This is a genomic window from Enterobacter sp. BRE11, assembly GCF_031844285.1.
GTDB lineage: Bacteria > Pseudomonadota > Gammaproteobacteria > Enterobacterales > Enterobacteriaceae > Pantoea.
In genome coordinates this window covers 103,985-128,713 of sequence record NZ_JAUZUX010000009.1, presented here as the reverse complement: position 1 = coordinate 128,713, position 24,729 = coordinate 103,985, and the positions used below count along the sequence as shown (strand labels likewise).

Annotated in this window: 24 protein-coding genes; 12 read left to right on the top strand and 12 right to left on the bottom strand. The window is 61.5% G+C overall.

Annotation, left to right across the window (positions count from 1 at the left end; translation table 11 throughout):
- The first annotated feature begins 183 nt into the window (after positions 1 to 183).
- Complete coding sequence (locus Q9R34_RS11365) at positions 184 to 1,458, top strand: Glu/Leu/Phe/Val family dehydrogenase (protein ID WP_485893745.1); 1,275 nt, start codon at positions 184 to 186, stop codon at positions 1,456 to 1,458.
- Between the two features lie 33 nt (positions 1,459 to 1,491).
- On the opposite strand, the gene Q9R34_RS11360 is transcribed toward Q9R34_RS11365, so the two are convergent.
- Complete coding sequence (locus tag Q9R34_RS11360; RefSeq protein ID WP_485893743.1) at positions 1,492 to 2,232, bottom strand: SDR family oxidoreductase; 741 nt, start codon at positions 2,230 to 2,232, stop codon at positions 1,492 to 1,494.
- 517 nt (positions 2,233 to 2,749) lie between these two features.
- Here Q9R34_RS11360 and proP point away from each other — a divergent pair.
- Both proP and Q9R34_RS11350 read left to right on the top strand, forming a co-directional pair.
- The gene (proP, locus tag Q9R34_RS11355) at positions 2,750 to 4,210 is read left to right on the top strand and encodes a glycine betaine/L-proline transporter ProP (protein WP_485893741.1); all 1,461 of its coding nucleotides are present in this window, start codon (positions 2,750 to 2,752) and stop codon (positions 4,208 to 4,210) included.
- 162 nt (positions 4,211 to 4,372) lie between these two features.
- Positions 4,373 to 4,711: a cupin domain-containing protein gene (locus Q9R34_RS11350; protein ID WP_485893740.1), complete on the top strand. Its 339-nt coding sequence runs from the start codon at positions 4,373 to 4,375 to the stop codon at positions 4,709 to 4,711.
- Positions 4,712 to 5,059: 348 nt separating this feature from the next.
- Here Q9R34_RS11350 and Q9R34_RS11345 read toward each other — a convergent pair whose 3' ends face one another.
- The 3 genes from Q9R34_RS11345 to Q9R34_RS11335 form a co-directional block, all read right to left on the bottom strand.
- Entirely contained in the window at positions 5,060 to 5,389 is a 330-nt protein-coding gene (locus Q9R34_RS11345; protein ID WP_434123706.1) for a YebG family protein, read from the bottom strand.
- Between the two features lie 105 nt (positions 5,390 to 5,494).
- On the bottom strand, positions 5,495 to 6,289 hold the full coding sequence (locus Q9R34_RS11340; protein ID WP_434123705.1) for an SIR2 family protein: 795 nt from the start codon (positions 6,287 to 6,289) through the stop codon (positions 5,495 to 5,497).
- Positions 6,286 to 6,846 carry a non-canonical purine NTP pyrophosphatase gene (locus Q9R34_RS11335; RefSeq protein ID WP_485893737.1) on the bottom strand — a complete coding sequence of 187 codons (561 nt, stop codon included), beginning with the start codon at positions 6,844 to 6,846 and terminating at the stop codon, positions 6,286 to 6,288. The genes Q9R34_RS11340 and Q9R34_RS11335 overlap by 4 nt, the downstream gene beginning before the upstream one ends.
- A 376-nt stretch (positions 6,847 to 7,222) precedes the next feature.
- On the opposite strand from Q9R34_RS11335, the gene Q9R34_RS11330 reads away from it, so the two are divergent.
- Together Q9R34_RS11330 and Q9R34_RS11325 are read left to right on the top strand one after the other, a co-directional pair.
- A complete protein-coding gene (locus Q9R34_RS11330) occupies positions 7,223 to 7,549 on the top strand; it encodes a four-helix bundle copper-binding protein (protein WP_434123703.1) in 327 nt (108 codons plus the stop codon).
- A gap of 463 nt (positions 7,550 to 8,012) precedes the next feature.
- A complete protein-coding gene (locus tag Q9R34_RS11325; protein ID WP_485893734.1) occupies positions 8,013 to 8,345 on the top strand; it encodes a hypothetical protein in 333 nt (110 codons plus the stop codon).
- A gap of 80 nt (positions 8,346 to 8,425) precedes the next feature.
- On the opposite strand, the gene Q9R34_RS11320 is transcribed toward Q9R34_RS11325, so the two are convergent.
- From Q9R34_RS11320 to Q9R34_RS11285, 8 genes are all read right to left on the bottom strand, one after another.
- On the bottom strand, positions 8,426 to 9,322 hold the full coding sequence (locus Q9R34_RS11320) for an ABC transporter substrate-binding protein (RefSeq protein ID WP_485893732.1): 897 nt from the start codon (positions 9,320 to 9,322) through the stop codon (positions 8,426 to 8,428).
- A gap of 10 nt (positions 9,323 to 9,332) precedes the next feature.
- Positions 9,333 to 10,127: an amino acid ABC transporter ATP-binding protein gene (locus Q9R34_RS11315; protein ID WP_485893730.1), complete on the bottom strand. Its 795-nt coding sequence runs from the start codon at positions 10,125 to 10,127 to the stop codon at positions 9,333 to 9,335.
- Complete coding sequence (locus tag Q9R34_RS11310) at positions 10,111 to 11,040, bottom strand: amino acid ABC transporter permease (RefSeq protein ID WP_485893728.1); 930 nt, start codon at positions 11,038 to 11,040, stop codon at positions 10,111 to 10,113. The genes Q9R34_RS11315 and Q9R34_RS11310 overlap by 17 nt, the downstream gene beginning before the upstream one ends.
- Positions 11,041 to 11,049: 9 nt before the next feature.
- Positions 11,050 to 11,562: a GNAT family N-acetyltransferase gene (locus Q9R34_RS11305; RefSeq protein ID WP_485893726.1), complete on the bottom strand. Its 513-nt coding sequence runs from the start codon at positions 11,560 to 11,562 to the stop codon at positions 11,050 to 11,052.
- 10 nt (positions 11,563 to 11,572) lie between these two features.
- Positions 11,573 to 12,514, bottom strand: a complete 942-nt coding sequence (locus tag Q9R34_RS11300; RefSeq protein WP_485893724.1) for an ABC transporter substrate-binding protein — start codon at positions 12,512 to 12,514, stop codon at positions 11,573 to 11,575.
- A gap of 13 nt (positions 12,515 to 12,527) precedes the next feature.
- The gene (locus Q9R34_RS11295) at positions 12,528 to 13,841 is read right to left on the bottom strand and encodes an LLM class flavin-dependent oxidoreductase (protein WP_485893722.1); all 1,314 of its coding nucleotides are present in this window, start codon (positions 13,839 to 13,841) and stop codon (positions 12,528 to 12,530) included.
- A 79-nt stretch (positions 13,842 to 13,920) separates the two neighbouring features.
- On the bottom strand, positions 13,921 to 15,075 hold the full coding sequence (locus tag Q9R34_RS11290) for an amidohydrolase (RefSeq protein ID WP_485893720.1): 1,155 nt from the start codon (positions 15,073 to 15,075) through the stop codon (positions 13,921 to 13,923).
- Positions 15,076 to 15,092: 17 nt separating this feature from the next.
- Positions 15,093 to 16,091, bottom strand: coding sequence for an MsnO8 family LLM class oxidoreductase (locus Q9R34_RS11285; protein ID WP_485893718.1), 999 nt, complete (start codon positions 16,089 to 16,091; stop codon positions 15,093 to 15,095).
- 328 nt (positions 16,092 to 16,419) lie between these two features.
- On the opposite strand from Q9R34_RS11285, the gene Q9R34_RS11280 reads away from it, so the two are divergent.
- Genes Q9R34_RS11280 through Q9R34_RS11250 form a run of 7 tightly spaced genes read left to right on the top strand, consistent with a single transcriptional unit; the run spans position 16,420 to position 24,713 of the window.
- Entirely contained in the window at positions 16,420 to 18,051 is a 1,632-nt protein-coding gene (locus Q9R34_RS11280) for a TIGR04028 family ABC transporter substrate-binding protein (RefSeq protein ID WP_485893716.1), read from the top strand.
- 13 nt (positions 18,052 to 18,064) lie between these two features.
- The gene (locus Q9R34_RS11275) at positions 18,065 to 19,009 is read left to right on the top strand and encodes an ABC transporter permease (protein WP_485893878.1); all 945 of its coding nucleotides are present in this window, start codon (positions 18,065 to 18,067) and stop codon (positions 19,007 to 19,009) included.
- The gene (locus tag Q9R34_RS11270; RefSeq protein ID WP_485893714.1) at positions 19,006 to 19,854 is read left to right on the top strand and encodes an ABC transporter permease; all 849 of its coding nucleotides are present in this window, start codon (positions 19,006 to 19,008) and stop codon (positions 19,852 to 19,854) included. The genes Q9R34_RS11275 and Q9R34_RS11270 overlap by 4 nt, the downstream gene beginning before the upstream one ends.
- The gene (locus tag Q9R34_RS11265) at positions 19,851 to 21,464 is read left to right on the top strand and encodes a dipeptide ABC transporter ATP-binding protein (RefSeq protein ID WP_485893712.1); all 1,614 of its coding nucleotides are present in this window, start codon (positions 19,851 to 19,853) and stop codon (positions 21,462 to 21,464) included. The genes Q9R34_RS11270 and Q9R34_RS11265 overlap by 4 nt, the downstream gene beginning before the upstream one ends.
- Entirely contained in the window at positions 21,461 to 22,471 is a 1,011-nt protein-coding gene (locus tag Q9R34_RS11260; RefSeq protein WP_485893710.1) for a putative FMN-dependent luciferase-like monooxygenase, read from the top strand. Before Q9R34_RS11265 ends, Q9R34_RS11260 begins: the two co-directional genes overlap by 4 nt.
- On the top strand, positions 22,468 to 23,580 hold the full coding sequence (locus Q9R34_RS11255) for an alkylhydroperoxidase domain protein (RefSeq protein ID WP_485893708.1): 1,113 nt from the start codon (positions 22,468 to 22,470) through the stop codon (positions 23,578 to 23,580). The genes Q9R34_RS11260 and Q9R34_RS11255 overlap by 4 nt, the downstream gene beginning before the upstream one ends.
- Before the next feature lie 2 nt (positions 23,581 to 23,582).
- Positions 23,583 to 24,713, top strand: a complete 1,131-nt coding sequence (locus Q9R34_RS11250) for an amidohydrolase (RefSeq protein ID WP_485893706.1) — start codon at positions 23,583 to 23,585, stop codon at positions 24,711 to 24,713.
- Positions 24,714 to 24,729 lie beyond the last annotated feature (16 nt).

Here is a 24,729-nt window from a genome sequence, read left to right as displayed (position 1 = left end):
TGCGGCGCGACCCACCACATTATTTATGCACTGTGCTGCACCAAAATGTAGCAAAAACGTTTTTTTCAGCGGCGTAAGAAAAATTATCTTTCTCCAGTAAGTGGTAAATTAACGGGGTGCGGTGAAATCCGCTCCTCATCCACGGCAACACATAATAAACGACTTTAAAAAAGAAAGGTCTTTATGGAAAAGTTATCCTACGCGTCTGAAAACGGTACATCTGCCTGGTCCACCTATCTTCAGCAAATCGACCGCGTCGCGCCCTATCTGGGCGAGCTGGGACGCTGGATCGATACGCTGCGCCATCCTAAACGCGCGCTGATTGTCGATATTCCGCTGCAGATGGACGACGGCACCATCCGCCATTTTGAAGGCTATCGCGTACAGCACAACCTCTCACGCGGGCCGGGTAAAGGCGGCGTGCGCTACCATCCTAATGTCGATCTGAATGAAGTCATGGCGCTCTCCGCGTGGATGACCATCAAGTGCGCCGCGGTCAACCTGCCTTACGGTGGCGCTAAAGGCGGCATCCGCTGCGATCCCTTTGCGCTATCGGAAGGGGAGCTGGAACGCCTGACGCGCCGCTACACCAGCGAGATCGGCATTATCATCGGGCCGCAAAAAGATATTCCGGCGCCGGATGTCGGCACCAACAGCAAGGTGATGGCGTGGATGATGGACACCTATTCCATGAACAGCGGCACCACCGTGACCGGCGTGGTCACCGGCAAGCCGGTCCACCTGGGCGGCTCGCTGGGACGCGAAAAAGCGACCGGACGCGGCGTATTTATCACCGGCCGCGAAGTGGCGCGCCGCGCAGGCATTCCCGTTGAGGGCGCGCGCGTCGCGGTGCAGGGCTTCGGTAACGTTGGCAGTGAGGCGGCGCGTCTTTTCAGCGAAGCGGGCGCCTCTGTGGTCGCGATTCAGGATCACAGCGCCACCATCGCTAATGCCGACGGTATCGATATGGCCGAGCTTTCACGCTGGCAGCAGACACACAAACAGATCCTCGGCTTCCCTGGCGCAGAGAAGATCGATGAGGCGGCGTTCTGGCGCACTGAAATGGATATCTTTATCCCGGCGGCGCTGGAAGGACAAATTACCCGCGAGCGCGCGGAACGGTTGAGCTGCAAGCTGGTGCTGGAAGGCGCAAACGGCCCGACCTATCCGGAAGCGGACGACGTGCTGGCCGAGCGCGGCATTATCGTGGTGCCCGACGTCATCTGTAACGCAGGCGGCGTCACGGTCAGCTACTTCGAATGGGTGCAGGATATGGCGAGCTTCTTCTGGAGCGAAGATGAGATCAACGTGCGCATGGATAAAATCATGACCGACGCGATGGTTCACGTCTGGGAGAAAGCCAAAGAGAAAGAATGCTCGCTGCGCACCGCGGCCTATATTGTCGCCTGCGAACGCATTCTGATGGCGCGTAAAGAGCGCGGTATCTATCCGGGCTAACGGCTCAACGGGCAGCGCAGGCTGCCCCTGATATCAGTAACGCACCAGTCCGCCATCTACCGCGTACTGGCTGCCCGTCACATAAGAGGCGTCGCTGGAGAGCAGAAACAGCGCGACCGCCGCCGCCTCTTCTGCCTTCCCGGCCCGCTTTAGCGGCACCTGACTAACGATGAAATCTTCGAACTGCTGACGCGCCGTTTCCGGCATAAAATCGCGGAAGTGCGTTTCGATCGGCCCTGGCACCACCACATTAACGCGAATGCCGCGCGGCGCCAGCGCGGTGGCCCAGCTGCGCGCCATCGCCACAATCGCCCCTTTTGTCGCGGCATAAAGGCTGGTGCTCGCCGCGCCTTCATAGCTTGACGAGGATGAGGTGACCACCACCGACGCGCCGGGATTAAGCAGAGAGGAGAGACGGGCGAGCTGCAGCACAGGGCCGCGCACATTGGCATTCATCATGGCGTTAAATGCCTCCGCGGTGACGGACTCCAGCTCGCCCAGTTCGGCATAGCCGGCATTCAGCCAGAGCCCATCCAGCTTGCCCCATTTTTCCACCGCTTCGCCTAGCGCCTCAATATCCGCCTCCAGGGAAGCGTCGTTGCGCAGCACCAGCGCATTATCGTGCAGTACGCTGTTGGCATACTGCAACCGGCTGGGATTGCGGCCGGTGACCGCCACGCGGCCGCCCTCTGCCTGAATGCGCTGCGCGCCCGCCAGACCCATGCCGCTGGTGCCGCCAGTAATCAGGATACGCTTATCACTAAATCGAGCCATAACCCCTCCAGAAAGACCGCCGCAGTCCAGGGCGGTGCGTGCGAATCAAACTCCTCTCTGAATGTTAGCTGGCGACAGCGATAACGCGTCATTAACTCCATGACCGATTGATGACATTCTGCATCGGCCTGTAACCCTGCTTATTTCAGGGTTATTTCCTCCCGGGCTAATTAAGGCGATTGCACCCGGTTTATTAATCCCTGCAATATGTCAGGTTATTTTCACGCTACGCTTTTTTTTATCACATTTTTTAGATTTCTTTACAGGATAACCCCTTGAGATAAAGCCATTTAAACCATGGTGAGGGATCAATATGGCATCAATTGCGTGTTCAGTCGGCTATTACAGTCTAAAAATCTGCTAATTTGAAAGCGAGGCCGTTTTTATAGTAAGGTAAATTGTTGTAAACAAGCTGCCGTAATTTATTTTAACAGGCTGCTTATAGCTTTCTTTCCCAGAGTTTGTTGGCAGTTCGGCGACGAAAGCTATAAGAGCCTCATTGGTTAATGAGGATATTATGAGCACCGGGAATCAACCCACAGATAAAAGCAAGAAGCATTTCTGGCAGAAAAAACAGAAAGAGCTGACGGTTGACGATATCACCATCGTTGATAACGACATGCTTAAGCGAGCGGTCGGCGCAGCGGCGCTGGGTAACGCTATGGAGTGGTTCGACTTCGGCGTCTACAGCTACCTTGCCGTGACCATTGGTAAAGTCTTCTTCGCCAACGCCAGCAACACCGCTCAGCTGATCGCCGCCTTCGGTACTTTTGCCGCGGCCTTCCTGGTACGCCCCATCGGCGGACTGGTGTTCGGCCCGCTCGGCGATCGCATCGGTCGACAGAAAGTGCTGGCGATGACCATGATTATGATGTCGATCGGCACCTTCTGCATCGGCCTGATCCCCTCCTACGCCAGCATAGGCATTCTGGCGCCGATCTTGCTGCTGGTAGCGCGTCTGGTGCAGGGATTCTCAACCGGCGGCGAATATGGCGGCGCGGCAACCTTTATCGCTGAATACTCTACCGATAACCGTCGCGGCTTTATGGGGAGCTTCCTCGAGTTCGGCACCCTGGGGGGCTATCTGCTGGGCGCTGGCTTCGTCACCGCGCTGACCTCAGTGCTGCCGGAACAGACCATGCTTGACTGGGGCTGGCGCGTTCCCTTCTTCGTCGCCGCGCCGCTTGGCCTGTTCGGCCTCTATGTGCGACTCAAGCTGGAAGAGACACCCGCCTTCCAGCAGCATATGGAGAAGCAGGAGGCGCTGGAGCACAGCAAACCGGCGATGTCGGTGGTGCAGATGCTGAAGAAGTATCACAAACCGATGCTGAAATGTATTGGTCTGGTGCTGCTGTTTAACGTCTCCAACTATATGCTGACCTCCTATATGCCGAGCTATCTGACCGGCATTCTGGGTATGGGCGAGCTGAGCAGTTTGCTGCTGATTATGGTGGTGATGTTCGTGATGATGCCGCTGACGCTGTTCTGGGGACACTGGGCAGATCGCCTGGGTCGTCGTCCGGTCATTGGCAGCGGCGCGGTTGGCCTGATCCTGCTGGCGATCCCCTGCATGATGCTGGTGACGTCGGGCAATATGTGGCTGGTGTTCGCTGGTCTAATCGTGCTGGGCGCGCTGCATACCTGCTTCAGCGGCTCTATGCCAGCCACCCTGCCAGCGCTGTTTGTCACCGATATCCGCTACAGCGCGCTGGCGATCGGCTTTAACCTCTCCGTTTCACTGTTCGGCGGTACGACACCGCTAATTACTGCCTGGCTGGTGGACACCACCCATAACCTGATGATGCCTGCCTACTACCTGATGGGCGCCGGGGTAATCGGCCTTATCACTGTGCTGACGCTGCACGAATCAGCACGCAAGCCGCTGCGTGGCTCTTCGCCTGCGGTGGCCAGCGAAGCAGAGGCGCATCGTCTGGTGAAAAAGCTGCGCTCACGCAATAAAGCGCGTCCGGCGCAGTAATCACAGCCCTCTCTGATGATAAAAAAACCCGCCGCTGGCGGGTTTTCTTTTATGTCTCGTATGAAAAGCGCGCATCAAACACAAGAGCGTTGAAAAGACATGTTTTTTTCCGCTCAGAGCCGCTATGGTATCGGTTCCATAGAAAGAGAAAGGACGAGCACCATGGTCTCGAAAGAGAATGCCGAACACTATATTTGGGGCGACCAGTGCGATGGTTGGGCACTGCTGCAGCGACAGGATCTCAGCATTATCCACGAGCGGATGCCCGCCAGCACTACAGAGATCTGTCACTATCACGCCCAGTGTCGGCAGTTCTTTTTTGTGCTGCGCGGCACGCTCTGTATGGAGCTTGAAGGCGAATGTCATCTGCTCCACCCCCATGAAGGTCTGGAAATTCCTCCCGAAGCGAAACACCAGGCCCGTAACGACAGCGAAAGTGACGTCGAATTTTTAGTGATCTCGCAGCCCACTACGCGCGGCGATCGCATCGACCTGCTCTGAGGCTTTTTGATCTACGCCGCAGTGACCTGTAACCACTGTATGCAGCTTATTTGATCCAGAACAATTCGCACCTCGCTGCCTTCTGTCAATTTGTGTCAACGGTTCCAGTAACCGCACATTTTATGGAGGCAGGCTGATGACGAGTAAACTGGGTTTAACGGCAGGGTTAATGGTGTGGCTGGTCTATGTGGCATGGATGGCGAGCTACTATTTCGGCACCTTCTCTCTGTTCGCTCACTGACGCATAAAAGCTGGCGGAGCAGGCGCGCCTGACCGAAGAGGCTTCCCGCATACAAAAACGCGCCGCAGGCAAAGGCACTGCGGCGCGTCTTTTATATCGGGCTGAAATTAAGCGGCCTTAACGGCGCGCACTTTCTTCGTCTGAGCGCCTTCGCCTTCGGCGCTTTCATCTACGTGAACCTTTTTCGCCGCGTCAGCCGCATCCGGAAGTTTGCTGGTGCGCAGGATATGCTGGATCGCATCTTTCTGCTCTGCAAGCAGCAGGCCGAGCGTCTCAGCCTGAGATTCATCCATATCGGGCTGATGCTGCGCTAACCAGTCGGTAAAGGCCTCCGCCATGTCGAGCATCTTGTCGTAGGCATCCGCCTCTTTTTTGCTGGCAAACGTCATTTTCTCTTCACCCTTCTTGACGACTACGTATTTAATTTCGACAGCCATTTTTGCCTCTCCGATACTGTTAATATATACAGTATATCCCTCATGCGGGCAGATTGCATCCTTTTTTCAACGCTATCGCTACGCCAGTAAAAGTGAAGAATTCGCTCAGGAAATCAATTCATTAAGAAAATCAGCCAGCGCTTTACGCGGGTCGTCCTCTTCCGACACGATCATATCGATTCCCCACTGCCCCAGCACCTCGCGCGCCACCGGATTATTGCGGTTGGTGAAGAGATAGGACTTCGGCCGTGCGGTCGCCAGGCCGGTTCTGCCCCACATTTTCGTCAGGCGATAGAACAGCAGGCGGATATTGAAATCGCTGATGCTGTAGCCGACAAACAGCACCGAATTGCCCATCACATCGTGAGTCAGTTTGATATCGAGCGGCGAGTCGAAATAGAGACGCTCAAAATAGCTGCTCTCATCCAGCACGATTGAGGTGTCGTCGTCGAAATCGCCGTGCAGTTTGATGATATGCCGCTTGTCCTCGGTAAGCGCCACCAGATCTGCCGCGTTGGCGACTTTGCTGTAGGGAACGCCGTGCGCCTCGTGCGCCGCTTCCAGCCAGCGATCGTAGTTGGTGGTATAAATACGGCTAAAGTTGCCCTGCGTAATCATGGTGTGAATTTCTGACGATCGGACATCAATGTCCGGGCGATGCCACTCGCGATCCATCCAGCTGCGCAATGGCCCCAGCGACCCCTTCTTCTGTTTGTAATACTCCGCCAGCGAAAGATGGGTGCCATAAGTGTTGAAGATTTTCGGATCGTAGCCCAGTTCATTCGCCAGATGAGCGATCAGCTCATGCCACTCCGGCAGTCCCAGGTTGCGCGAGATGCCCGCGCCGGCGAAGAGGATCAGTTTGCCGGAGTCATAGGCGCGTTTGAGTTCAGGTTTCATGCCACTCCTCGGGCGGTTTTCAGAAATTCGGCGAAGCGATCGAGCGCCAGCTTGCGCATAGAGATTGCATTTTTCAGCTCGCCCATCTCGGCGAAAGTCTGACTATGGCCTTCCGGGATAAACACGCAGTCCCACTGAAACTCGCGCGGTCCGGCAGGTCTGGCGGCGATGGTGCCGCGTACTTCGCCATGAAACTGGTACATTTTGCGCCCGTCGCAGTAGCCGAGCACGGTTTTCGCCGTCACCGCCTGGCTCTCCAGCCCCTGTACCAGCTTGGCGAAGCGCTCCGCCTCCAGCCGGTTCCAGAAGATGCGCGTCAGTCCGGCGGGCAAGCCATTCAGCCCGTCAAGATAGAGCCCCGTGTGTTCAACAAACAGCGGGCGGCCGATAATGGAAAACGCCCTGGTCAGCTTGTCGCGTACCAGCGCGATTTCGTTTTCCGTCTGGATTTCGTCGATGCGGCGCGCGATAGGCACGACGTCGACGCCTACCGGTTCGAGGATTTTGCGTACCTCGGTCAGCTTGTGCTCATTGGCTGACAGAAAGCGGATTTTCATTGCAACCCTATAAACTTATTATGTTTTTAGAAAGAAATCTTACCTGCTTGTTATCATAGTTTACTCTGCTGTACGCATTATCGAAAAATGCGCCGAAGAGCCAGGTGAACAGACAGCGGCACTTCCACAGGCTCTGGCTCCAGTCTTAACGCAGCCCTTCTTAGCATTGACTAATGCCTGGCACTTTTGCCTGCATCAGCCAGCAGGCAGGCTGTCTGCGGCAGTATGATCGTGGCTTAACGCCGGATCAAGCTGCTGACCCTGACGGCCAGACCAGCCTCAGACGCAACGATGAAAAAGTTATTTACTTATTTCCGTGTTGCATAATCCGTTTTCTTTTCCAGGCTTACTTAACACGTTCAGTTAAGGAGGAGATATGTCTAATCCGTTTAAAGAGTGCATCGAAGCCTGTTATCTGTGCGCTGCCGCCTGCGACCATTGCGCAGCGTCCTGTCTTGAAGAAGAGAATCTGGAGATGATGCGCAACTGCATCAGAATGGATATGCAATGCGCGAACATTTGTCGACTGGCCGCGCAATTTATGGCGCTCAACAGCGAATCAGCCAAATCGCTGTGCCAGCTGTGTGCAGAGATTTGCCAGCAGTGCGGCGACGAATGCGGCCAGCACGAGCACGATCATTGCCAGGCGTGCGCCAGAGCGTGCCATTCCTGTGCCGAGCAGTGTCGCAAGATGGCGGCCTGATAAAAGATGCTTACTCGCTCAGGCATTTTGCCCACTTTCCCCCTGCCTGAGCCAGCAAAAGTGGCCCGTAGACCATGGGCCATTCACGAAAACTCACTGATGCCTGTGGCGTTTTTCTGTTGTCTGCGTTACGCCCGCAAGCTCACTAAGCCCTTCATGGTCGATCTCTTTGCCCGCACTATCGACCGCGCGGGCGGCCAGCATAAGCGCGTTACTCTGTAGAGACTGCGCCTCAACGCGTGCAGATCGGGCTCCGATGAGGTTTAAAGGTGAGCAGAGCGCTTGCCTTGGCTGGGGCTCCTGGCTTCAGGGCAAAATAAACCTTAGCCATACTTATCAAAAAATTTAGCATTAGTCATTGCTGCGTTGCGTCTGTAACCCTGCTGCCTGTTATTTATACCCTGCCAGAACTACACTAAGCTGCGTTTTAATTAAAAATCGCTTATCAAAAAGGATATTTACTATGGCTTCGAATGCGTCAGAATCGGCACAGCTGGATGCCTGTAACAAACAGGTTGAGGATCTTAAAAAAGAGTTAGAGAAGCAAAAAACGCTCTGCGAGCTTTACCGGAACGAGATCCTCACCGACAGTGAGTTCCTGGGGTTCGCTATCGAAATTTTTGATAAAATTCAGGCCTCCATCAACAGCGATGTGATTAACACCATGCCGGTGGAAGAGCAGCGGCAGCTGGAGGAGACCCTGGGATACGTCAAAGAGCGTCAGGCCGCTGATAACCTGTATCGCAAAGATGACGATCCCGAACCGCGGTCGTACGAAGAGTACCGCAACCCCTGAACAGTAAGCGCGTTAACGACAAGCCGCCTGTGAGGCGGCTTTTTTCGCCAGTGAGACGCCAGCGGCAGCGCCGTCCTGTTTCAGTAAACAATCCCTGGCGGATTTACCGTTGATGTCGCAATCGCCTCATTCTGCTCGCCCCAGCGGTTTAGCACCTGCTGATACTGACCGCCCGAAATGGTGCCGTTTATCGCCGTCTGTAACGCCTCCGCCAGACCGTTCCCTTTCTTCGTCGTGACCGCCACCCAGGATCGCACCGGGCCATAGCCGACAATTCTGGTATCGCCGCGCGACGCCACCTTCCAGGCCGCCATCGACTGCGGGCCGAAGAGCGCGTCGGCGCGTCCTGAGAGCAGTGTCAGCGTCGCCGCCGCCTCGTCGGTGAGATAGACCGGCGTCACCGGTTTTAACCCTCTGGCGCGGTTCTGCGCGTCCCAGCCGAGCAGGATGCGCTCCTGGTTAGTGCCGGAGCCAACGATAATGCGCAGTCCCGCAACCTCCTCTGCCTTATTGATACTTTTGATGGGGCTGCTCGCCTTCACCAGAAACGCATGGCCATCGGCGCGGTAGGTGGCGAAGTCGAACTTCTTCTTGCGCTCTTCCGTCACCGCGATGTTGAACATCGCCACGTCATAGCGTCCGGCGGTCACGCCGAGCGGCCAGTCCTCCCAGGAGGCGGGCACCAGATGCAGCTTCAGCCCCAGGCTGTCCGCCAGCAGCCGCGCGAAGTCGGCGTCGCTGCCGATACGCGTTTTATTGTCGGACGCCAGCAGCCCCAGCGGCGGAGAGTTGGTACTGGTGGTGGCGACGGTCAGATAGCCCGACTCGACAAAATGGAAGCCCTGCGGGATCCTGGCGATTGCCTGCGGATTCGCCGGGGCCGCAATCGGCGTCTCATTCTGCGTGACGTCGAGGGTAGCCGACAGCGCAGGCGGCAGCGCGCCGAGCAGCAGCAGGGCAAGTAAAGAGGCTCTCATCATCTCTGTCCTATAGCACGCGCGCAAGAAAGCGGCGCGTGCGTTCATGGCGCGGATTGCTCAGCACCTGGGTCGCGCTGCCCTGCTCGACAATTTTGCCATCCACCATAAACACCACGTTATCCGCCACTTCACGCGCGAAGCCGATCTCGTGCGTGACAATCACCAGCGTGGTACCCGAACGCGCCAGCTTTTTGATGACGTCGAGCACTTCGCCCACCAGCTCGGGATCGAGCGCCGAGGTAGGCTCGTCAAACAGCATCACGCGCGGGTTCAGCATCAGGGCGCGCGCAATGGCGATGCGCTGCTGCTGGCCGCCGGACAAATGGCGCGGCCAGGCATCGGATTTATGGCGCAGCCCGACGATATCGAGCAGCTCCCCGGCGCGCGCGACCGCGTCACGTTTCGACAGCTGGCGATGGGCGATGGGCGCCTCGATGAGATTCTCCAGCACGGTTAGGTGCGGAAAGAGGTTGAAGTTCTGGAACACGTAGCCGACGTTGACGCGCTGGCGCAAAATCGCCTTCTCCTTCAGCTCATAGAGCCTGTCGCCGCGCCGCTGGTAGCCAATATAATCGCCGTCGATCTGAATAAACCCCTCATCGACGCGCTCCAGATGATTCAGCGTGCGCAGCAGGGTCGACTTGCCGGAGCCGGACGGTCCGACAATTACCGTCACCGAGCCGGGCGCCAGCTCCAGCGACACGTCGTCCAGCGCCTTGTGGCGGCCGTAGCTTTTGCTGACGCCGGTAATGCTGATGGCGCCGGTGGCGTGTGCCTGGCGGTAATCAATGGCTTCGGACATGGCTAATCTCCTCATTTGCGGCAACGGGGTTCAAACGGCTGCGCCACTGGCGCCAGCGCGAAGGTTGCGGATCGCGGGTGACGCTGCGCGCCAGCCAGCCTTCAACGCCGTGCTGGATGGCCGACAGCACCGTGGTGATGATCAAATACCAGGCTGCGCCCACCATCTGCAGCGGGATCACTTCCTGGTTGCGGTTGTAGATCATCTGAATGGTGTAAAACAGCTCTGGCATCGCCAGCACGTAAACCATCGCCGTGCCTTTGGCGAGACTGATGATTTCGTTAAAGGCGGTCGGAATAATGGCGCGCAGCGCCTGCGGCAGAATGATGCGGAAGGTGCGGCGCGTCGCTGAGAGGCCGAGCGCCGACGCCGCCTCCGTCTGCCCGTGATCGACGCCGAGAAAGCCGCCGCGAATAATCTCCGCGCTGTAGGCCGCCTGCACCAGCGTCAGGCCAATCACCGCCGCCGGAAACTGACCCAGCACGTTAATGGTCTGGAAATGGCCCCAGGCGAGCGTGGTAAAGGGCACGCCGAGCGAGAGCGTGTCGTAAAGGTAGGAGAAGTTATACAGAATAATCAGCACCACGATCAGCGGCAGCGATCGGAACAGCCAGATATAGCCCCAGGCGAGCGTGCTGAGCAGCCAGGATGACGAGAGGCGCGCCAGCGCCAGCAGGCCGCCGAAAATCAGGCTAAAAACGGTGCCGAGCAGCGTCAGCAGCAGCGTCTGCCCCAGGCCGTGCAGGATCACCGGATCGAAGAACCAGCGGGCGAAGACGCCCCACTCCCAGCGTGGATTCAGCGCCACCGACTCCACCACGCCCGCCAGAATAAACAGGGCAACAATCGCCCCAACGGTCCGGGCGGGATAGCGCGCCGGCACCACTTTCAACTGTTGATGTTCCCTGCTCATGTTGCCTCCTTAACTCGCCTGAGCGACGTGGTTAACGTCGATAACTTTGGTAAAGCGCAGACGGCCGTCATAGGGCGGCTGCCCGTAGCGCTCCAGATCGCCGCTGAGATCGAACTGCGGCTGATAGCCGAAAGTACTGTAGAGCTGCACTGCTTCCGGCTGACGGAAACCGGTGGTGAGATAGAGCCGCCGGTAACCGGCGCGCCGCGCGCGCCGCTCCAGCTCCTGCACCACTAACTGCGCCAGCCCCTGACGCCGCAGATCGCCGCGCGTCCAGATGCGCTTCAGCTCGGCGGTCTCCTCATCAAAGGGCTTGTAGGCGCCCATGGCGATAATCTCGCCGTCGCGCTCCAGCACGATAAACAGGCCGCGCGGCGGCAGATACCATTCGGTTTTCTCGACTTCCTGGTGATTACGGAAGAAGTCGCCATAGCGCGAGGCGTAAAAGGCGAAAAGTCCGCTCAAGATCGGCTGCAGCTCAGGCGCTTCCGGCGACACGTCGCGAAAAAATTGCTGGCTCATGGTTCACCTCTCAGTCGCCCAGGCCCGGCGGGTTAATTTCAGAACGATCGATCTTCTCGACGCCTTCGCCCCAGCGGTTGAGCACCTTAAGGTAATCGCCGTTCTGGATCACGCCGTTCAGCGCGGTATTGATCGGCTCGGCCAGCCCGCTGCTCTTTTTCACCGTCACCGCGATATGCGCCACCTTCGGCCAGCCGCCGTCGAAGCTGCCCACCAGGCGGGTTTTGCCGGTCAGCGCCGCCTTCCACGCGCCGATCACGTTCGGCCCGAAGTAAGCGTCGGCGCGGCCCGACTGCAGCGCCAGCGTCTGGGTGGCGTCATCTTTGGTGTAGATCGGCGTGAAAGGTTTCAGCCCCTTTGCCTGATTGGCTTTATCCCAGGCGAGCAGCACCGCCTCCTGATTGGTGCCGGAGCCGACGATAATGCGCAGCCCGGCGATATCCTCCGGCGTCGCGATCGCCTTGATCTTGCTGTCGGCCTTAACGTAGAAGCCGAGCGTGTCGCGGCGGTAGGTGGCGAAATCGAACTTCTCTTTACGCTCTTTGGTGACGGTGACGTTGGAAATAGCCGCGTCATACTTGCCCGAGGCGACGCCGAGCGGCCAGTCTTCCCACGAAGTCGGCACCACGTTGAGCTTCAGGCCGAGGCTGTCGGCCACCAGCCGGGCGATGTCGACCTCGCTGCCGAGCAGGGTTTTATTGTCGTCAGAGAAGACCGTCAGCGGCGGCGAGTTCTGCGCCGCGACCGCCACGGTAAATGAACCTGGCACTACAAAGTGATGGCCGGCCGGCAGCTGCGCCACCGCCTGGTCATTCTTCGCGGTATTAATCGGCGCTTTATTGGCTTCGAGGCTGACGCGCTGGCCGTTGTAATCGACGTTAGTCCCTTCGGCATAGACGCCGCCGGACGTCACCAGCAACAGCAGGGCGATAAGGGTTTTAGTATTCTGCATAGCGAAGGTGCTCTTATTGTTGTGAGAACTGGTTAGCCGGTTCCTTCAGGCCAAAGCTGGCGCGCAGGGTGGTGCCGGGGTAGTCGCGTCGCGTCAGGCCGCGCGCCTGCAACACCGGCACCACGCGATCGACGAAGCGCTCAAAGGTGTCGGGCGTGCCGCCCTGAATGATGAAGCCGTCGGTGGCGAAATTTTCGAACCACTGCTGCAGGCCGTCCGCCACCTGCTCCGGCGTGCCGTGGAACAGCGGGCGCGGCGTTGCCGCTTCCAGCGCCGCCTGGCGCAGCGTATGGCCGTGCTCGCGCGCCTTGCGTTTGATTTCGTCGGTGGTGCTGCGGAAGCTGTTCTGGCCGATATCGCCCAGCTCCGGGAAAGGTTCATCCAGCGGATACTGCGAGAAGTCGTGATGGTCAAAAAAGCGGCCCAGATAGTTGAGCGCGTCCTGGATCGACACCAGCGCGGCGGTGGTCTGGTACTGCCGCTCTACATCCTCGGCGCTCTCGCCGACGATCACGCTGACCCCCTGGAAAATATGCAGATCTTCCGGCTGGCGGCCGTTTTCCACCAGCTGGCGCTTCACGTCGCGATAGAACGCCTGCGCCTCCTCCCGCGTCGGCTGATGGGTAAAAATCGCGTCGGCGTGGCGCGCCGCCAGCTTCTTGCCATCGTCGGAGGCGCCCGCCTGGAAGAGGATAGGACGGCCCTGCGGCGTACGCTGAATATTCAGCGGCCCGGCCACCTGGAAGAAGTCGCCATGGTGGTCGATGGCGTGCAGCTTGCCCGGCTCGAAAAACTTACCGCTCGCCTTATCGCGCACGAAGGCGCCCTCTTCCCATGAGTCCCACAGCCCCTTCACCACGGTGAGATACTCGTCGGCGATGCGGTAGCGCAGCGCATGTTCGGGATGCTGCCTGCGGGAAAAGTTTTTTGCCGACCCCTCCAGCGGCGAGGTCACCACGTTCCAGCCCGCGCGGCCGCCGCTGAGATGGTCGAGGCTGGCGAACTGGCGCGCGGTAATAAAGGGCTCGCTGTAGGAGGTGGATACGGTGCCTACCAGCCCGAGATGTTCGGTCACGCCCGCCAGCGCCGACAGCAGCGTCAGCGGCTCGAAGCGGTTGAGAAAGTGGGGGATCGATTTTTCATTAATATAGAGGCCGTCGGCGACAAACAGGAAATCGAGCTTGCCCTCTTCCGCCTTGCGCGCAATACACTTCGCATAGTCGAAGCTGATGCTGGCGTCCGCCTGCGCGGCGGGGTGGCGCCATGCGGACATATTGCCGGATGCGCCATGCAGGATGGTGCCCAGTCGAAGCTCTCTCGTGGTCATGATGTGCTCTCTTTTTTGGTTGCAGCGGTGCCGTTCGCGCGGCCTGTCGGCTCGCGCGAGCGCCGTTCAGTTCAGGGGATCAGGTCAGGATGGCGTCGCAACATCGCGCGCTGAGCCGCTGCAGCGCGTGCTGCGCCAGCTGCGCGAAGTAGCGGGCGGCGGGCGCGATCAGCGCCTCGTCGGGATTAAAGCCGGAGTGATGCAGGCCAAACGCGCTGGCGCTGCCGATGCTGACGAAGGCGCCAGGGGCCTGCTGTAGATAAAAAGCGAAATCTTCGCCGCCGAGGTGCAGATCGGCGGTCTGCACGCGGTAGCCCGCCTGTTCGGCGATTTCGCCAGAAAAGCGCGCCCATTCCGGATCGTTGACCAGCACCGGCGGACCAGCGTGCCAGCTTAGCGTCGCCTGCGCGCCCGCCGCCTCGGCGAAATGGGTCACCAGCGCCCGTACGCGCGCCTCGAGCCCGGCGCGCACGTCGAGGTCGTGCGTGCGCGCGGTGCCGCCGAACTCGACGCTGCCGGGCAGCACGTTCCAGGTTTTGCCCGCATCGATGCGCGTGACGCTCAGCACCAGGCTGTCGAGGGTATTGAAGCTGCGGCTGGTCAGGCTTTGCAGCCCCTGGATAATCTGGCTGGCGGCGACAATCGCGTCGACGCCCTCTTCGGGATGCGCCGCGTGCGCCCCTTTGCCGCTGACGCGGATAATAAACTTGTCGGCGTTGGCGTAGAACGCGCCGCCGCGCGTGGCGAACACCCCGGTCGGCAGACCTGGCTCGTTGTGCATGCCAAAAATCGCCTGTACCCCTTCCAGCACCCCGGCGTCAATAAACTGCCGCGCGCCGGCGGCGATCTCCTCGGCGGGCTGAAACAGAATGCGCACGCGCCCCTTCAGCGCCTTCTCATGCTGCTTCAGCAGCAGCGCCGCGCCCAGCATCACCGCGCTGTGCACGTCGTGGCCGCAGGCGTGCATCACGCCGGAATGGCGAGAGTGAAAGGCCAGCCCGCTCGCTTCATGCACCGGCAGCGCGTCGATATCGGCGCGCAGCGCAATCAGCGATTCGCCCTGGCCAAGCTCCGCCACCAGCCCGGTTTTTAGCGGATAGTCGAGCAGCGGAATATCTGCCGCCTGCAGCCAGGCGCGCAGGCGCTCGGTGGTCGCCTCTTCCTTGCCGGACAGCTCCGGCCAGGTATGCAGCTCGCGACGCCACGCAATCAGCTGGGAATCGAATGTGCTCATGGTTCTCTCCGGCAGGGTCAGGCCGCGACCAGATGGTGCGTCGCCAGCAGCTCAAGCGAGCGAAAGCGCGCTTTCGGTTCGGCAACTGGCGTGTCGACAATAAATTCGTCGACGGCGTAGTGCTGCTGTAGCGCATCCAGCTGGGCATGCACCTGCGCGGCGGTGCCCTTCAGCAGCGACGGCGTGCGCGGCTCAATAACGTAGTCGCTAAAGCCGCCCTGGCGCACATAGCGCTCCGCCTGCTCAAGGCTGGCGACGTTGACGCCCTGCCCGCCATTAACCTTAACGTGAAAATGACGCAGGCCGCTGGCCAGCAGATCCGCCTCCGCCGGGGAGTCTGCCACCACTACCTGCACCGCGACGAGCGCGCGCAGGCCGCTCAGACGATGGTAGGTGCCGAGGGTGTTCTCCATTAGCTGACGATCGCCGTTAAGATGGGCGGCGAAGACCAGCTGCCACCCCTGCTGCGCGGCGAGCGCGGCGCTCTCTTCGCTGGCGCCCAGCAAAAACCGGTTAGCCGGACGCGGCGGCAGCGGCGTGGCGTGCAGCGCCTCGCCGTCGTCCGCGGCGCGCTGCGGCGCGTCAAGCCATTGTCCCAGCTGCTTCAGCTGCTCGGCGAAACTGCCTTTCGCCTGCGCGTCCACGCCCGCCTGCAGCGCGCGGGTCGACAACGGTAGCCCGCCCGGCGCCTTGCCGACGCCGAGATCGATGCGGCCTGGCGCCAGCGACGCCAGCAGGTTGAAGTTTTCCGCCACTTTATAGGGGCTGTAGTGCTGCAGCATCACGCCGCCGGAGCCGACGCGAATATGCCCTGTCTGGGCGATAATCCAGGCGATCAGCACCTCCGGCGACGGACTCGCCAGCTGCGCGGTGTTGTGGTGCTCGGCCAGCCAGAAGCGGTGATAGCCCCAGCGTTCCGCCTGCTGCGCCAGTTGCAGCGTGCGCTGTAACGCGCTGCTGGCCGGCTCATCCGCAAGCACCGGCGCTTTATCTAACAGACTCAGACGATATGACATTCACCTTTCCTCACTAATACTCCGTTGCGACCCAGTGTGGAGCGAGGCGAATAATTCGTAAAACAACAAATATGGAAAAAGGATCGCGAAAAATGGCATAGCAGCTGTTATTTCTGCCGGGCAGTGCGCTCCTGAAATAAATAAATAAAAGCGGATAGCGAGAGAAATAATAAAACCCATCCTTTCTGGCGAATTACGCTCTCCTCCTTAATCCGCCGTTATTTGTTATTTTCAGATAAGCTTTGCGCAATTCGTTGGTTCATTTGGCCTGCGCCGCGTCCGATGATGAATTCCGCCTTTTAAGGCAGTTGATAACAAAGGAATTCACATGACGCGTTCTACTTTTTCGCCACTGCCGCGCGCGCTGGCACTGGCTCTGCTTGCAGGGAGTATCACCGTTTACGCGGCGGAGACGCCGGTTAAAGGCGGCACGCTGATCTACCTTGAGCAGCAGGCGCACACCAATCTTTATCCGCCTGCGGGCGGCTTTTACCCCAACGGCGGCATCCTGAATCAAATCACCGATAAGCTCACCTGGCAGAACCCGGAAACCTTGCAGGTTGAGCCCTGGATTGCCGAGAGCTGGAGCAGCAACGCGGATAAAACCGAATATACCTTTACGCTGCGGCCCGGCGTCACCTTCTCCGACGGCACGCCGCTGGACGCCAGCGCGGTGGCGAAAAACTTCGATACCTACGGTCTGGGCAATAAAGCGCAGCGCCTGCCGGTCTCTGAAGTGATTAATAACTACGACCACAGCGAAGTAATCGATCCCCTGACGGTGAAGTTCTATTTCAAAAAGCCCTCGCCCGGTTTTTTACAGGGCACCGCCACCATCGGTTCCGGTCTGGTTTCGCTCAGCACCCTCGCGCGTAATTTCGACCAACTCGGCGACGCGCGACATATCATCGGCTCCGGCCCCTTTGTGGTCAGCGACGAAAAGCTGGGCCGCGAGGTCGACATGATCGCGCGCAAAGGCTATCAGTGGGGGCCGAAAAACGGCCAGCAGCAGGGGCCCGCCAATCTTGACGGCATCAAAATCATCGTCACGCCGGAAGACAGCGTGCGCATCGGCGCGCTGCTGGCGGGCCAGGCGGACGTGATCCGTCAGGTGCAGGCCTATGACGAGAAGCAGGCGAAAGATCGGCACTTCCCGCTCTACGCGGCGCCGACGCGCGGCGTAAACGACAGTATCAGCTTCCGCCCCGACAACCCGCTGGTGAGCGACCTGCGCGTGCGTCAGGCGCTGCTGCATGCCACCAACGCGAAGCAGGTGGTCGACACCCTCTTCTCGCCCAACTACCCGCAGGCTAAATCAGTGATCGCCGCCAGCGCGGCGGGCTTTGTCGATCTCAGCGACAGGCTGACGTTCGATCCGGAACAGGCGAAAAAGCTGCTGGACGAAGCGGGCTGGAAGGCGGGCACCGACGGCATCCGCGCCAAAGCGGGCAAGCCGCTGGCGCTGACCATCTATGAATCGCTGCCGCAGCCGCAGAACAAAGAGGTGCTGCAGCTGATTGCCCAGCAGTGGCGTCAGGTCGGCGTGACGCTGACGGTGAAAGCGGGCGACGCGGGCAGCAAGACCCTCGACAGCCTCGATCCGCTGAAAACGCCGCTGACCGTCTCGGAAGTGGGCCGCGCCGATCCCGACGTCATCAAAAGCCAGTTCTACCCCAGCAACCGTGACGCGCTGCTGCAAAAAGGCGGCTCCAGCGACAAAGTGCAGAGCTTCCGCGATGACAAGCTCAACGCGCTGCTGCTGGCGATCTCCGCCGAGGTCGATCCGGCGAAGCGCCTGCAGCTAGCGGGCGACGCGCAGTGCTATCTGCTGGATAACGCCTACGTCATTCCGATCTTCGAGGAGCCGCAGGTGTTTGCCGGCGCGCCCTGGCTGAAAGGGGTGCGCTTTGAAGCGGTCGGGCGCCCGGCGTTTTACGGCGCCTGGCTGGAAAAACATTAAGGCGGGATAAATGATGCGACACTCTCTGCCGCAACGACTGGGGAGCGGTCTGATGGTGCTCTGGGCGGCCTTTACCCTCTCTTTTTTGCTGCTGCAGGTGCTGCCCGGCGACGCGGTGCTGATTAAGTTTCAGAACCCCGATTTGGGGCTGAGCCCGCAGCAGATAGCGGAGATGCGCCTCGCCTACGGCGCGGACAGCCCGCTGTGGCAACAGTATCTGCATACGCTGTTCGCCATGCTGCGCGGCGACTTCGGCTTTTCGGTGCAGGCGGGTGTGCCGGTGAGCGCGCAGATCGCCGATAATCTGCCGGGCACGCTGCGCCTGGCGCTGTGCGGATTTCTGCTGGCGACGCTGCTGGCGTTCGCGCTGGCGGCGCTGTCGCGTCAGCCCGCGCTGCGCGGCCTGCGTTCGCTGCTGCAGTCGTTCCCCGCGCTGCTTATCTCTGTTCCGACCTTCTGGCTCGGCATCGCGCTGATCCAGATCTTCTCTTTCCAGCTGCGCTGGATACCGGTCATCAATCCTTCGCCGTGGCAGGGAATGCTGCTGCCCATCGTCACGGTGGCGGTGCCGATCTCCGCGCCGCTGGCGCAGATCCTGCTGCGCAGCATTGATGAGGTTTCGACGCAGCCCTTTGTGGCGGTGGCGCGCGCCAAAGGCGCAAGCGAAAGCCGCGTGCTGTGGCGTCACGTCTTGCGCAACGCCATGCTGCCGGTGCTGACCATCGCCGGACTGCTGCTGGGCGAGCTGATCGCCGGCGCGCTGATCACCGAAACGGTGTTCGGCCTTGGCGGCCTCGGCCAGCTGACGCAGCAGGCGGTAAACAACCAGGATGTCGCGGTGCTGCAGGCGGTGGTGATGATCTCTGCGCTCGGTTTCGTAGTAATCAACCTGCTGGTGGATCTGCTGATGCCGCTGTTCGATCCGCGCCTGAATCGCGCAGCGGGAGGTGCCCTGTGAGCCTTGTGGACTACGCCGCCGCGCGCCGCGCCTCAGGCGGACGCCGGACGCTGCGCCTGCAGCCAGGGTTATGGCTGGCGTGGCTGGTGATCCTGCTGGCGGCAGGCGCCGCCTTCGCGCCCACGCTTTTTACCGCCTTTAGCGCCACCGAAGGCATCGCCGGGGCTCAGCGTCTGGCGCCGCAGGCGGGGCACTGGCTCGGCACCGATCAGCTGGGACGCGATCTCTGGGCGCGTATGGTTTACGGCGCTTCGGCGTCGCTCTCCGCCGCGCTGATCGCCGTGGCGATGGGGCTGACGGCGGGCACCGCGCTCGGCGTGCTGGCGGGGGCCAGCGGCGGTAAAACCGAGATGCTCATTATGCGCGCCGTCGACGTGCTGCTCTCCATCCCTTCTCTGCTGCTGTCGCTAAGCGTGCTGATCCTGCTCGGCTTCGGCACGCTGCACGCCGCGCTGGCGGTGGGCGTGGCGTCAATCGCCAGCTTCGCCCGGCTGGCGCGCGGCGAAGTGGTGCGCATCCGCCACAGCGACTACGTCGAGGCGGCTTTTGGCAGCGGCGGCACCTTTTTCGCCGTGCTGCGCCGCCATATTCTGCCTAACGCGCTGACGCCGGTGATCGCCTTCGCCGCGCTGCAGTTCGGCCAGGCGATCCTCGCGCTCTCGACGCTCAGCTTTCTCGGCTACGGCACGCCGCCGCCCGCGCCCGAATGGGGGCTGCTGATCGCCGAAGGCCGCAACTATCTCTCTACCGCATGGTGGCTGACCACCTTCCCCGGCCTGCTGGTGATCGCCGTGGTGCTGGCCGCCAGTCGCATCAGCATTCAGATTGCAGGAGGTCGCCGATGAGCGCATCCGCGCCGCTGCTGGCGGTGAAACATCTCAGCCTGAGCTATCGCAGCGGGCATCAGTGGCGTCAGGTGGTGCATGACGTCAGCTTTGAACTCCGGGCCGGAGAAATGGTGGCGCTGGTGGGCGAATCGGGCTCCGGCAAAACCACCACCGCGCAGGCGATTATCGGGCTGATGGCGGAGAACGGCCGCCGCGACGGCGGTGAGATCCGCCTCAACGGCGAAGATATCGCCACCTGGTCGCAGAAGCGGCTCGATCGGCTGCGCGGCGCGCGCATCAGCCTGGTGCCGCAGGACCCGGGCAATTCCCTTAACCCGGTGAAAACCATTGGCGCGCAGGTCGAGGAGATCCTGCGCCTGCATACCGCCCTCAGCGGCGACGCGCGTCGCCGCCGCGTGGTGGAGCTGCTGACGCGCGTCGGGCTGAGCCATCCTCAGCAGCGCGTCGATCACTATCCGCACCAGCTGTCAGGCGGCATGAAGCAGCGCGTGCTGATCGCTATTGCGCTGGCGCTCAGCCCGGATCTGATTATCGCCGACGAGCCCACCAGCGCGCTCGACGTCACGGTGCAGAAGCGCATCCTCGATCTGCTCGACGCGCTGCGTCGCGAGACCGGCACCGCCGTGCTGTTCGTTACCCACGATCTGGCGCTGGCGGCCGAGCGCGCGGATCGCATTATGGTATTTCGCCACGGCGAGATTCAGGAGTCGGGACCTGCCGCGCAGCTGGTCGGCGCGCCGCAGCATCCCTATAGCCGCCAGCTGTTGCGTGATGCGGCGCCGCAGCGCGTCGCACGGCGCGCGCCCGACCGGCTGGCGACGCCCGCGATTAGCGCCACCGCCGTCAGCAAAAGTTTTACGCTCGGTAAAAACAGGCGGCTGCAGGCGCTGCACAACGTTAGTTTTCAGGTGGCGCGCGCCTCGACGCACGCGCTGGTAGGCGAATCCGGCTCCGGTAAGACCACGCTGGCGCGCATTCTGCTCGGCTTCGAACAGGCGGAGAGCGGCAGCGTGACGCTGGACGGCGTCCCCGTCGGCGACCTGCGCGGCGAAGCGCTGCGCCAGCTGCGGCGTAAAATTCAGTTCGTCTATCAGAACCCGTTCGCCTCGCTCGATCCGCGCCAGACGTTGCTGGAGATCATCGAAGAGCCGCTGCGCAATTTCGAACGGCTCAGCGCCGCTGAGCGGCGGCGGCGGGCTGAAGCGGTCGCCGAGCGCGTGGCGCTGCCTGCCGAACTGCTGGCGCGCGGCGCGCGCGAGCTCTCCGGCGGCCAGCGCCAGCGCGTCGCCCTTGCCCGCGCCCTGATCCTCAACCCCGACATTCTGGTGCTGGATGAGGCGACCTCGGCGCTCGACGTGACCGTTCAGGCGCAGATCCTGCTGCTGCTGCAACAGCTGCAAAACGAGCTGGGACTCACCTATCTGTTTATCACCCACGATCTGGCGACGGTGCGTCATATGGCCGACGGCGTCACGGTATTGCGCGCAGGCGAAGTGGTGGAAAGCGGTGACGTTGTCACCCTGTTCGCCTCACCGCAGCACCCCTATACCCGCGAACTGATCGCCGCCATTCCGCAGTTCACTCCGCGTATGAGGGCTTCCGCATGAGGCGACGTATTGGCTTTTTCACCCGGCTGCTGGATAAGGCGCCTGCGCAGCAGCGCTACCGCCTGGCGACCGAACAGATCCAGCACGCCGAACGGCTCGGCTTTGACAGCGCCTGGATCGCCCAGCACCATTTTCACGAGGCGGAAGGCGGCCTGCCGGCGCCGCTGGTGTTTCTGGCGCACGTCGCCGCGCATACCCGCACTATTCGCCTCGGCACGGCGATTATCACCCTGCCGATGGAGAACGCCCTGCGCGTGGCGGAGGATGCGGCGGTGCTGGATCTGCTGGCTGAAGGACGGCTGGAGATCGGGCTGGGCTCTGGCGGCACGCCAGACTCGTTTTTGCCGTTCGGCCTGACCTTCGACCAGCGCGCCGCCGCCTTCGCCGATAATCTGCATCAGCTGCTCGGCGCCTGGCGCGGCGATTCGCTGGCCCATCCCGACAACCATCTCTATCCCCCCGCGCCGCAGCTGGCGCAGCGCGTCTGGATCGCCACCTTTTCCGCCGAAGGCGCCGCGCGCGCTGGCGCCGCCGGACACGGGCTGATGCTGTCGCGCACCCAGCCGCGCCCCGCCAGCGATCCCGGCCTGCCGCTGGATGCGATACAGAACCCGATTATCGACGCCTACCTCGACGCGCTGCCCGCCGGGGTGACACCACGCATTCTTGCTTCGCGCACCGCCTTTGTCGCCGACTCAGACAGCTATGCGCACCGCGTCGCGGAGCCGGGCATCCGCCAGCAGGCGCAGCAGTACCGCGCCGCTGGCCATGCGCTGCGCGGCGACTCGCTGGACGATCTTTTCGCCCAGTTCGATGCCCACATCGGTGACGCCGTCACGGTGCGCGCCTCGCTGGCGCAGGACAGCGTGCTGCCGCGCGTCACCGATATCTCTTTTCAGGTGCACTCGGTCGAGCCGTCGCCCGCCGATACGCTGCGCTCCATCGAACTTATTGCCGAACAGCTTGCGCCCTGGCTGCGCACGCACGGCGCTCAGGAGAAGCTATGACCCATTCTCACGATCTGCTGGCTGAACTGGCCGATATCGATCCCGCCAGCGCCCTGGCGCAGGCGCGGGCCACGCGCGATGCCGCTACCCGCCACGCCCAGGGCAGCTACGAGGTGCTGTTTAGCCAGCAGGAGCACGATTTTCCGCTGGCCGAGCGCCTCGCGCTGGCGGCGCAGGTGGCCGAATGGCACGGCGCTGAACGGCTGCGCGCCCACTATGCCGCCCATCCGGCGTATCAGCCGCTGAGCGATAACGCGCGCCATCAGCAGGCGCGCGATTTTGCGCAGCGCCTGACCGTTGAGCCGGTCGCCGCCGCGCCGACGCATATTGAAGCCTTGCGCCGCGCAGGCTGGAGCGAGCGCGGCGTGGTGACGCTGGCGCAGCTGGTCGGCTTTATCAGCTTTCAGAGCCGCCTGCTGGCCGGTTTGCGACTGCTGCAGGGCGAAGAGCGCAGCGGCCCGTCTCCCGCCGTCGTCGCGGGCCGCTGGCACACCGCCGCGCAGACCGCCAGCGGCCAGACCGCGCCCACCGCGTTTACCCAGGCGGAGCTCGGCTGGGAGCCCTGGCTGGCGGCGAAGCCGCTGGCAGCGTTCAGCGCCGAAGAGCAGGCGCTGCTGGCGCGCTTCGGCCACAGCGACTCCGACTATTTCCGCCTGCTGGCGCGCAACCAGCCGGTGCTGGAGCAGCGCACCCTGACCGATAAAGGCATCTTCTACACCTCGGGCGGGCTGCCGCGTGCCGAACGGGAACTGGCGGCGACGGTGGCGAGCAAGATCAACGGCTGCTTTTACTGCGCCTCGGTGCACGCGCGCAAGGCGTCGCAGCTGGCGAAAGATCACGATGCGGTGCAGAAACTGCTTAACGTCGCGCCCGGCGCGGTGCTGTCGCACGGCCAGTCGCCGCGCTGGGCCGCCGAGATCGACTTCGCCGCCTCGCTCTCCGTTACACCACCGGCGGCCAGCCAGAGCCAGCTTCAGGCGCTACGCGACCAGCAGCTGGATACGCTGGCGCTACTCGATCTGATCCAGGCAACCGCCTTCTTCGCCTGGGCGAACCGCCTGATGCTGACGCTCGGCGAGCCCTTCCTGCCTTCTGACGCACAAGGATAAGCATGTTGTTATCTGACCAACTGATCGCCTGGCGGCGCGAGCTGCATCAGCATCCTGAGCTGTCGAACCAGGAATTTCAGACCACCGAGCGCATCACGCGCTGGCTGCGCCAGGGCGATATTCGCCTGCTGCCGCTGCCGCTGAAAACCGGCGTGGTGGCGGAGATCGGCCACGGCACACCTTTAATCGCGCTGCGCGCCGATATCGACGCGCTGCCGATCGAAGAAGACTTTGAACGTCCCTGGCGGTCGCAGCAGCCCGGCGTGATGCACGCCTGCGGTCACGATCTGCATACGTCGGTTATGCTTGGCGTCGCGCACCGCCTGCGCCAGCAGGAGCAGCAGCTGCCCGGCCGGGTGCGCATTCTGTTTCAGCCAGCGGAAGAGACGTTTAACGGCGCGCAGCAGCTGATCGACGCTGGCGCGCTGGAGGGCGTGCAGGCGATTTTCGGCCTGCACAACGCGCCGGATCTGCCGCTCGGCACGCTGCGCACGCGCGGCGGCGCCTTTTACGCCAACGTCGACCGCTTCGTGATCCACATTCGGGGTAAAGGCGCCCACGCCGCGCGGCCGCATGAGGGCATCGATTCGATTGTAATCGGCAGCCATATCGTCACCGCCTTGCAAACGCTGCCGAGCCGCGTATTCAGCGCGCTGGAGGCGGTGGTGCTGAGCGTGACCCGCTTTACGGCGGGCAACAGCTGGAACGTGCTGCCGCAGAGCGTCGAGCTGGAAGGCACGGTGCGCACCCATAACGACGCGATCCGCGAGGCGATCCCGCACCGGATGCGCCAGCTGATCGGCAGCATCGCCGCGGGTTTCGGCGCGGAAGCGGAGCTGGAGTGGATTGCCGGGCCGCCTGCGCTAGTCAATACCCCTGCCTGGGCCGACTTTGCGCTGGATCTGGCGCAGGCGTGCGGCTTCGCTACTGAACACGGCACGCCGCAGATGGGCGGCGAAGACTTCGCCTTCTATCTGCACCATGTGCCGGGCGCCTTTGTCAGCATCGGCAGCGCCAGCGCCTTCGGGCTGCATCATCCGGGATTCGATCCCGATGAGGGCATGCTCGACGCGGCGGTGGACTATTTTACCCAGCTTGCGCCGCGCGCCCTGGATATCGTGGCCAGCGCATGACGAAAAAGAGGAGAAA

What these genes read in the sequence shown, in the direction of transcription:
- Q9R34_RS11365 (WP_485893745.1), top strand. Translation starts at nt 184, where the DNA reads ATGGAAAAGTTATCCTACGCGTCTGAAAACGGTACATCTGCCTGGTCC.
- Q9R34_RS11360 (WP_485893743.1), bottom strand. Translation starts at nt 2,232, where the DNA reads ATGGCTCGATTTAGTGATAAGCGTATCCTGATTACTGGCGGCACCAGC.
- proP (WP_485893741.1), top strand. Translation starts at nt 2,750, where the DNA reads ATGAGCACCGGGAATCAACCCACAGATAAAAGCAAGAAGCATTTCTGG.
- Q9R34_RS11350 (WP_485893740.1), top strand. Translation starts at nt 4,373, where the DNA reads ATGGTCTCGAAAGAGAATGCCGAACACTATATTTGGGGCGACCAGTGC.
- Q9R34_RS11345 (WP_434123706.1), bottom strand. Translation starts at nt 5,389, where the DNA reads ATGGCTGTCGAAATTAAATACGTAGTCGTCAAGAAGGGTGAAGAGAAA.
- Q9R34_RS11340 (WP_434123705.1), bottom strand. Translation starts at nt 6,289, where the DNA reads ATGAAACCTGAACTCAAACGCGCCTATGACTCCGGCAAACTGATCCTC.
- Q9R34_RS11335 (WP_485893737.1), bottom strand. Translation starts at nt 6,846, where the DNA reads ATGAAAATCCGCTTTCTGTCAGCCAATGAGCACAAGCTGACCGAGGTA.
- Q9R34_RS11330 (WP_434123703.1), top strand. Translation starts at nt 7,223, where the DNA reads ATGTCTAATCCGTTTAAAGAGTGCATCGAAGCCTGTTATCTGTGCGCT.
- Q9R34_RS11325 (WP_485893734.1), top strand. Translation starts at nt 8,013, where the DNA reads ATGGCTTCGAATGCGTCAGAATCGGCACAGCTGGATGCCTGTAACAAA.
- Q9R34_RS11320 (WP_485893732.1), bottom strand. Translation starts at nt 9,322, where the DNA reads ATGAGAGCCTCTTTACTTGCCCTGCTGCTGCTCGGCGCGCTGCCGCCT.
- Q9R34_RS11315 (WP_485893730.1), bottom strand. Translation starts at nt 10,127, where the DNA reads ATGTCCGAAGCCATTGATTACCGCCAGGCACACGCCACCGGCGCCATC.
- Q9R34_RS11310 (WP_485893728.1), bottom strand. Translation starts at nt 11,040, where the DNA reads ATGAGCAGGGAACATCAACAGTTGAAAGTGGTGCCGGCGCGCTATCCC.
- Q9R34_RS11305 (WP_485893726.1), bottom strand. Translation starts at nt 11,562, where the DNA reads ATGAGCCAGCAATTTTTTCGCGACGTGTCGCCGGAAGCGCCTGAGCTG.
- Q9R34_RS11300 (WP_485893724.1), bottom strand. Translation starts at nt 12,514, where the DNA reads ATGCAGAATACTAAAACCCTTATCGCCCTGCTGTTGCTGGTGACGTCC.
- Q9R34_RS11295 (WP_485893722.1), bottom strand. Translation starts at nt 13,841, where the DNA reads ATGACCACGAGAGAGCTTCGACTGGGCACCATCCTGCATGGCGCATCC.
- Q9R34_RS11290 (WP_485893720.1), bottom strand. Translation starts at nt 15,075, where the DNA reads ATGAGCACATTCGATTCCCAGCTGATTGCGTGGCGTCGCGAGCTGCAT.
- Q9R34_RS11285 (WP_485893718.1), bottom strand. Translation starts at nt 16,091, where the DNA reads ATGTCATATCGTCTGAGTCTGTTAGATAAAGCGCCGGTGCTTGCGGAT.
- Q9R34_RS11280 (WP_485893716.1), top strand. Translation starts at nt 16,420, where the DNA reads ATGACGCGTTCTACTTTTTCGCCACTGCCGCGCGCGCTGGCACTGGCT.
- Q9R34_RS11275 (WP_485893878.1), top strand. Translation starts at nt 18,065, where the DNA reads ATGCGACACTCTCTGCCGCAACGACTGGGGAGCGGTCTGATGGTGCTC.
- Q9R34_RS11265 (WP_485893712.1), top strand. Translation starts at nt 19,851, where the DNA reads ATGAGCGCATCCGCGCCGCTGCTGGCGGTGAAACATCTCAGCCTGAGC.
- Q9R34_RS11260 (WP_485893710.1), top strand. Translation starts at nt 21,461, where the DNA reads ATGAGGCGACGTATTGGCTTTTTCACCCGGCTGCTGGATAAGGCGCCT.
- Q9R34_RS11255 (WP_485893708.1), top strand. Translation starts at nt 22,468, where the DNA reads ATGACCCATTCTCACGATCTGCTGGCTGAACTGGCCGATATCGATCCC.
- Q9R34_RS11250 (WP_485893706.1), top strand. Translation starts at nt 23,583, where the DNA reads ATGTTGTTATCTGACCAACTGATCGCCTGGCGGCGCGAGCTGCATCAG.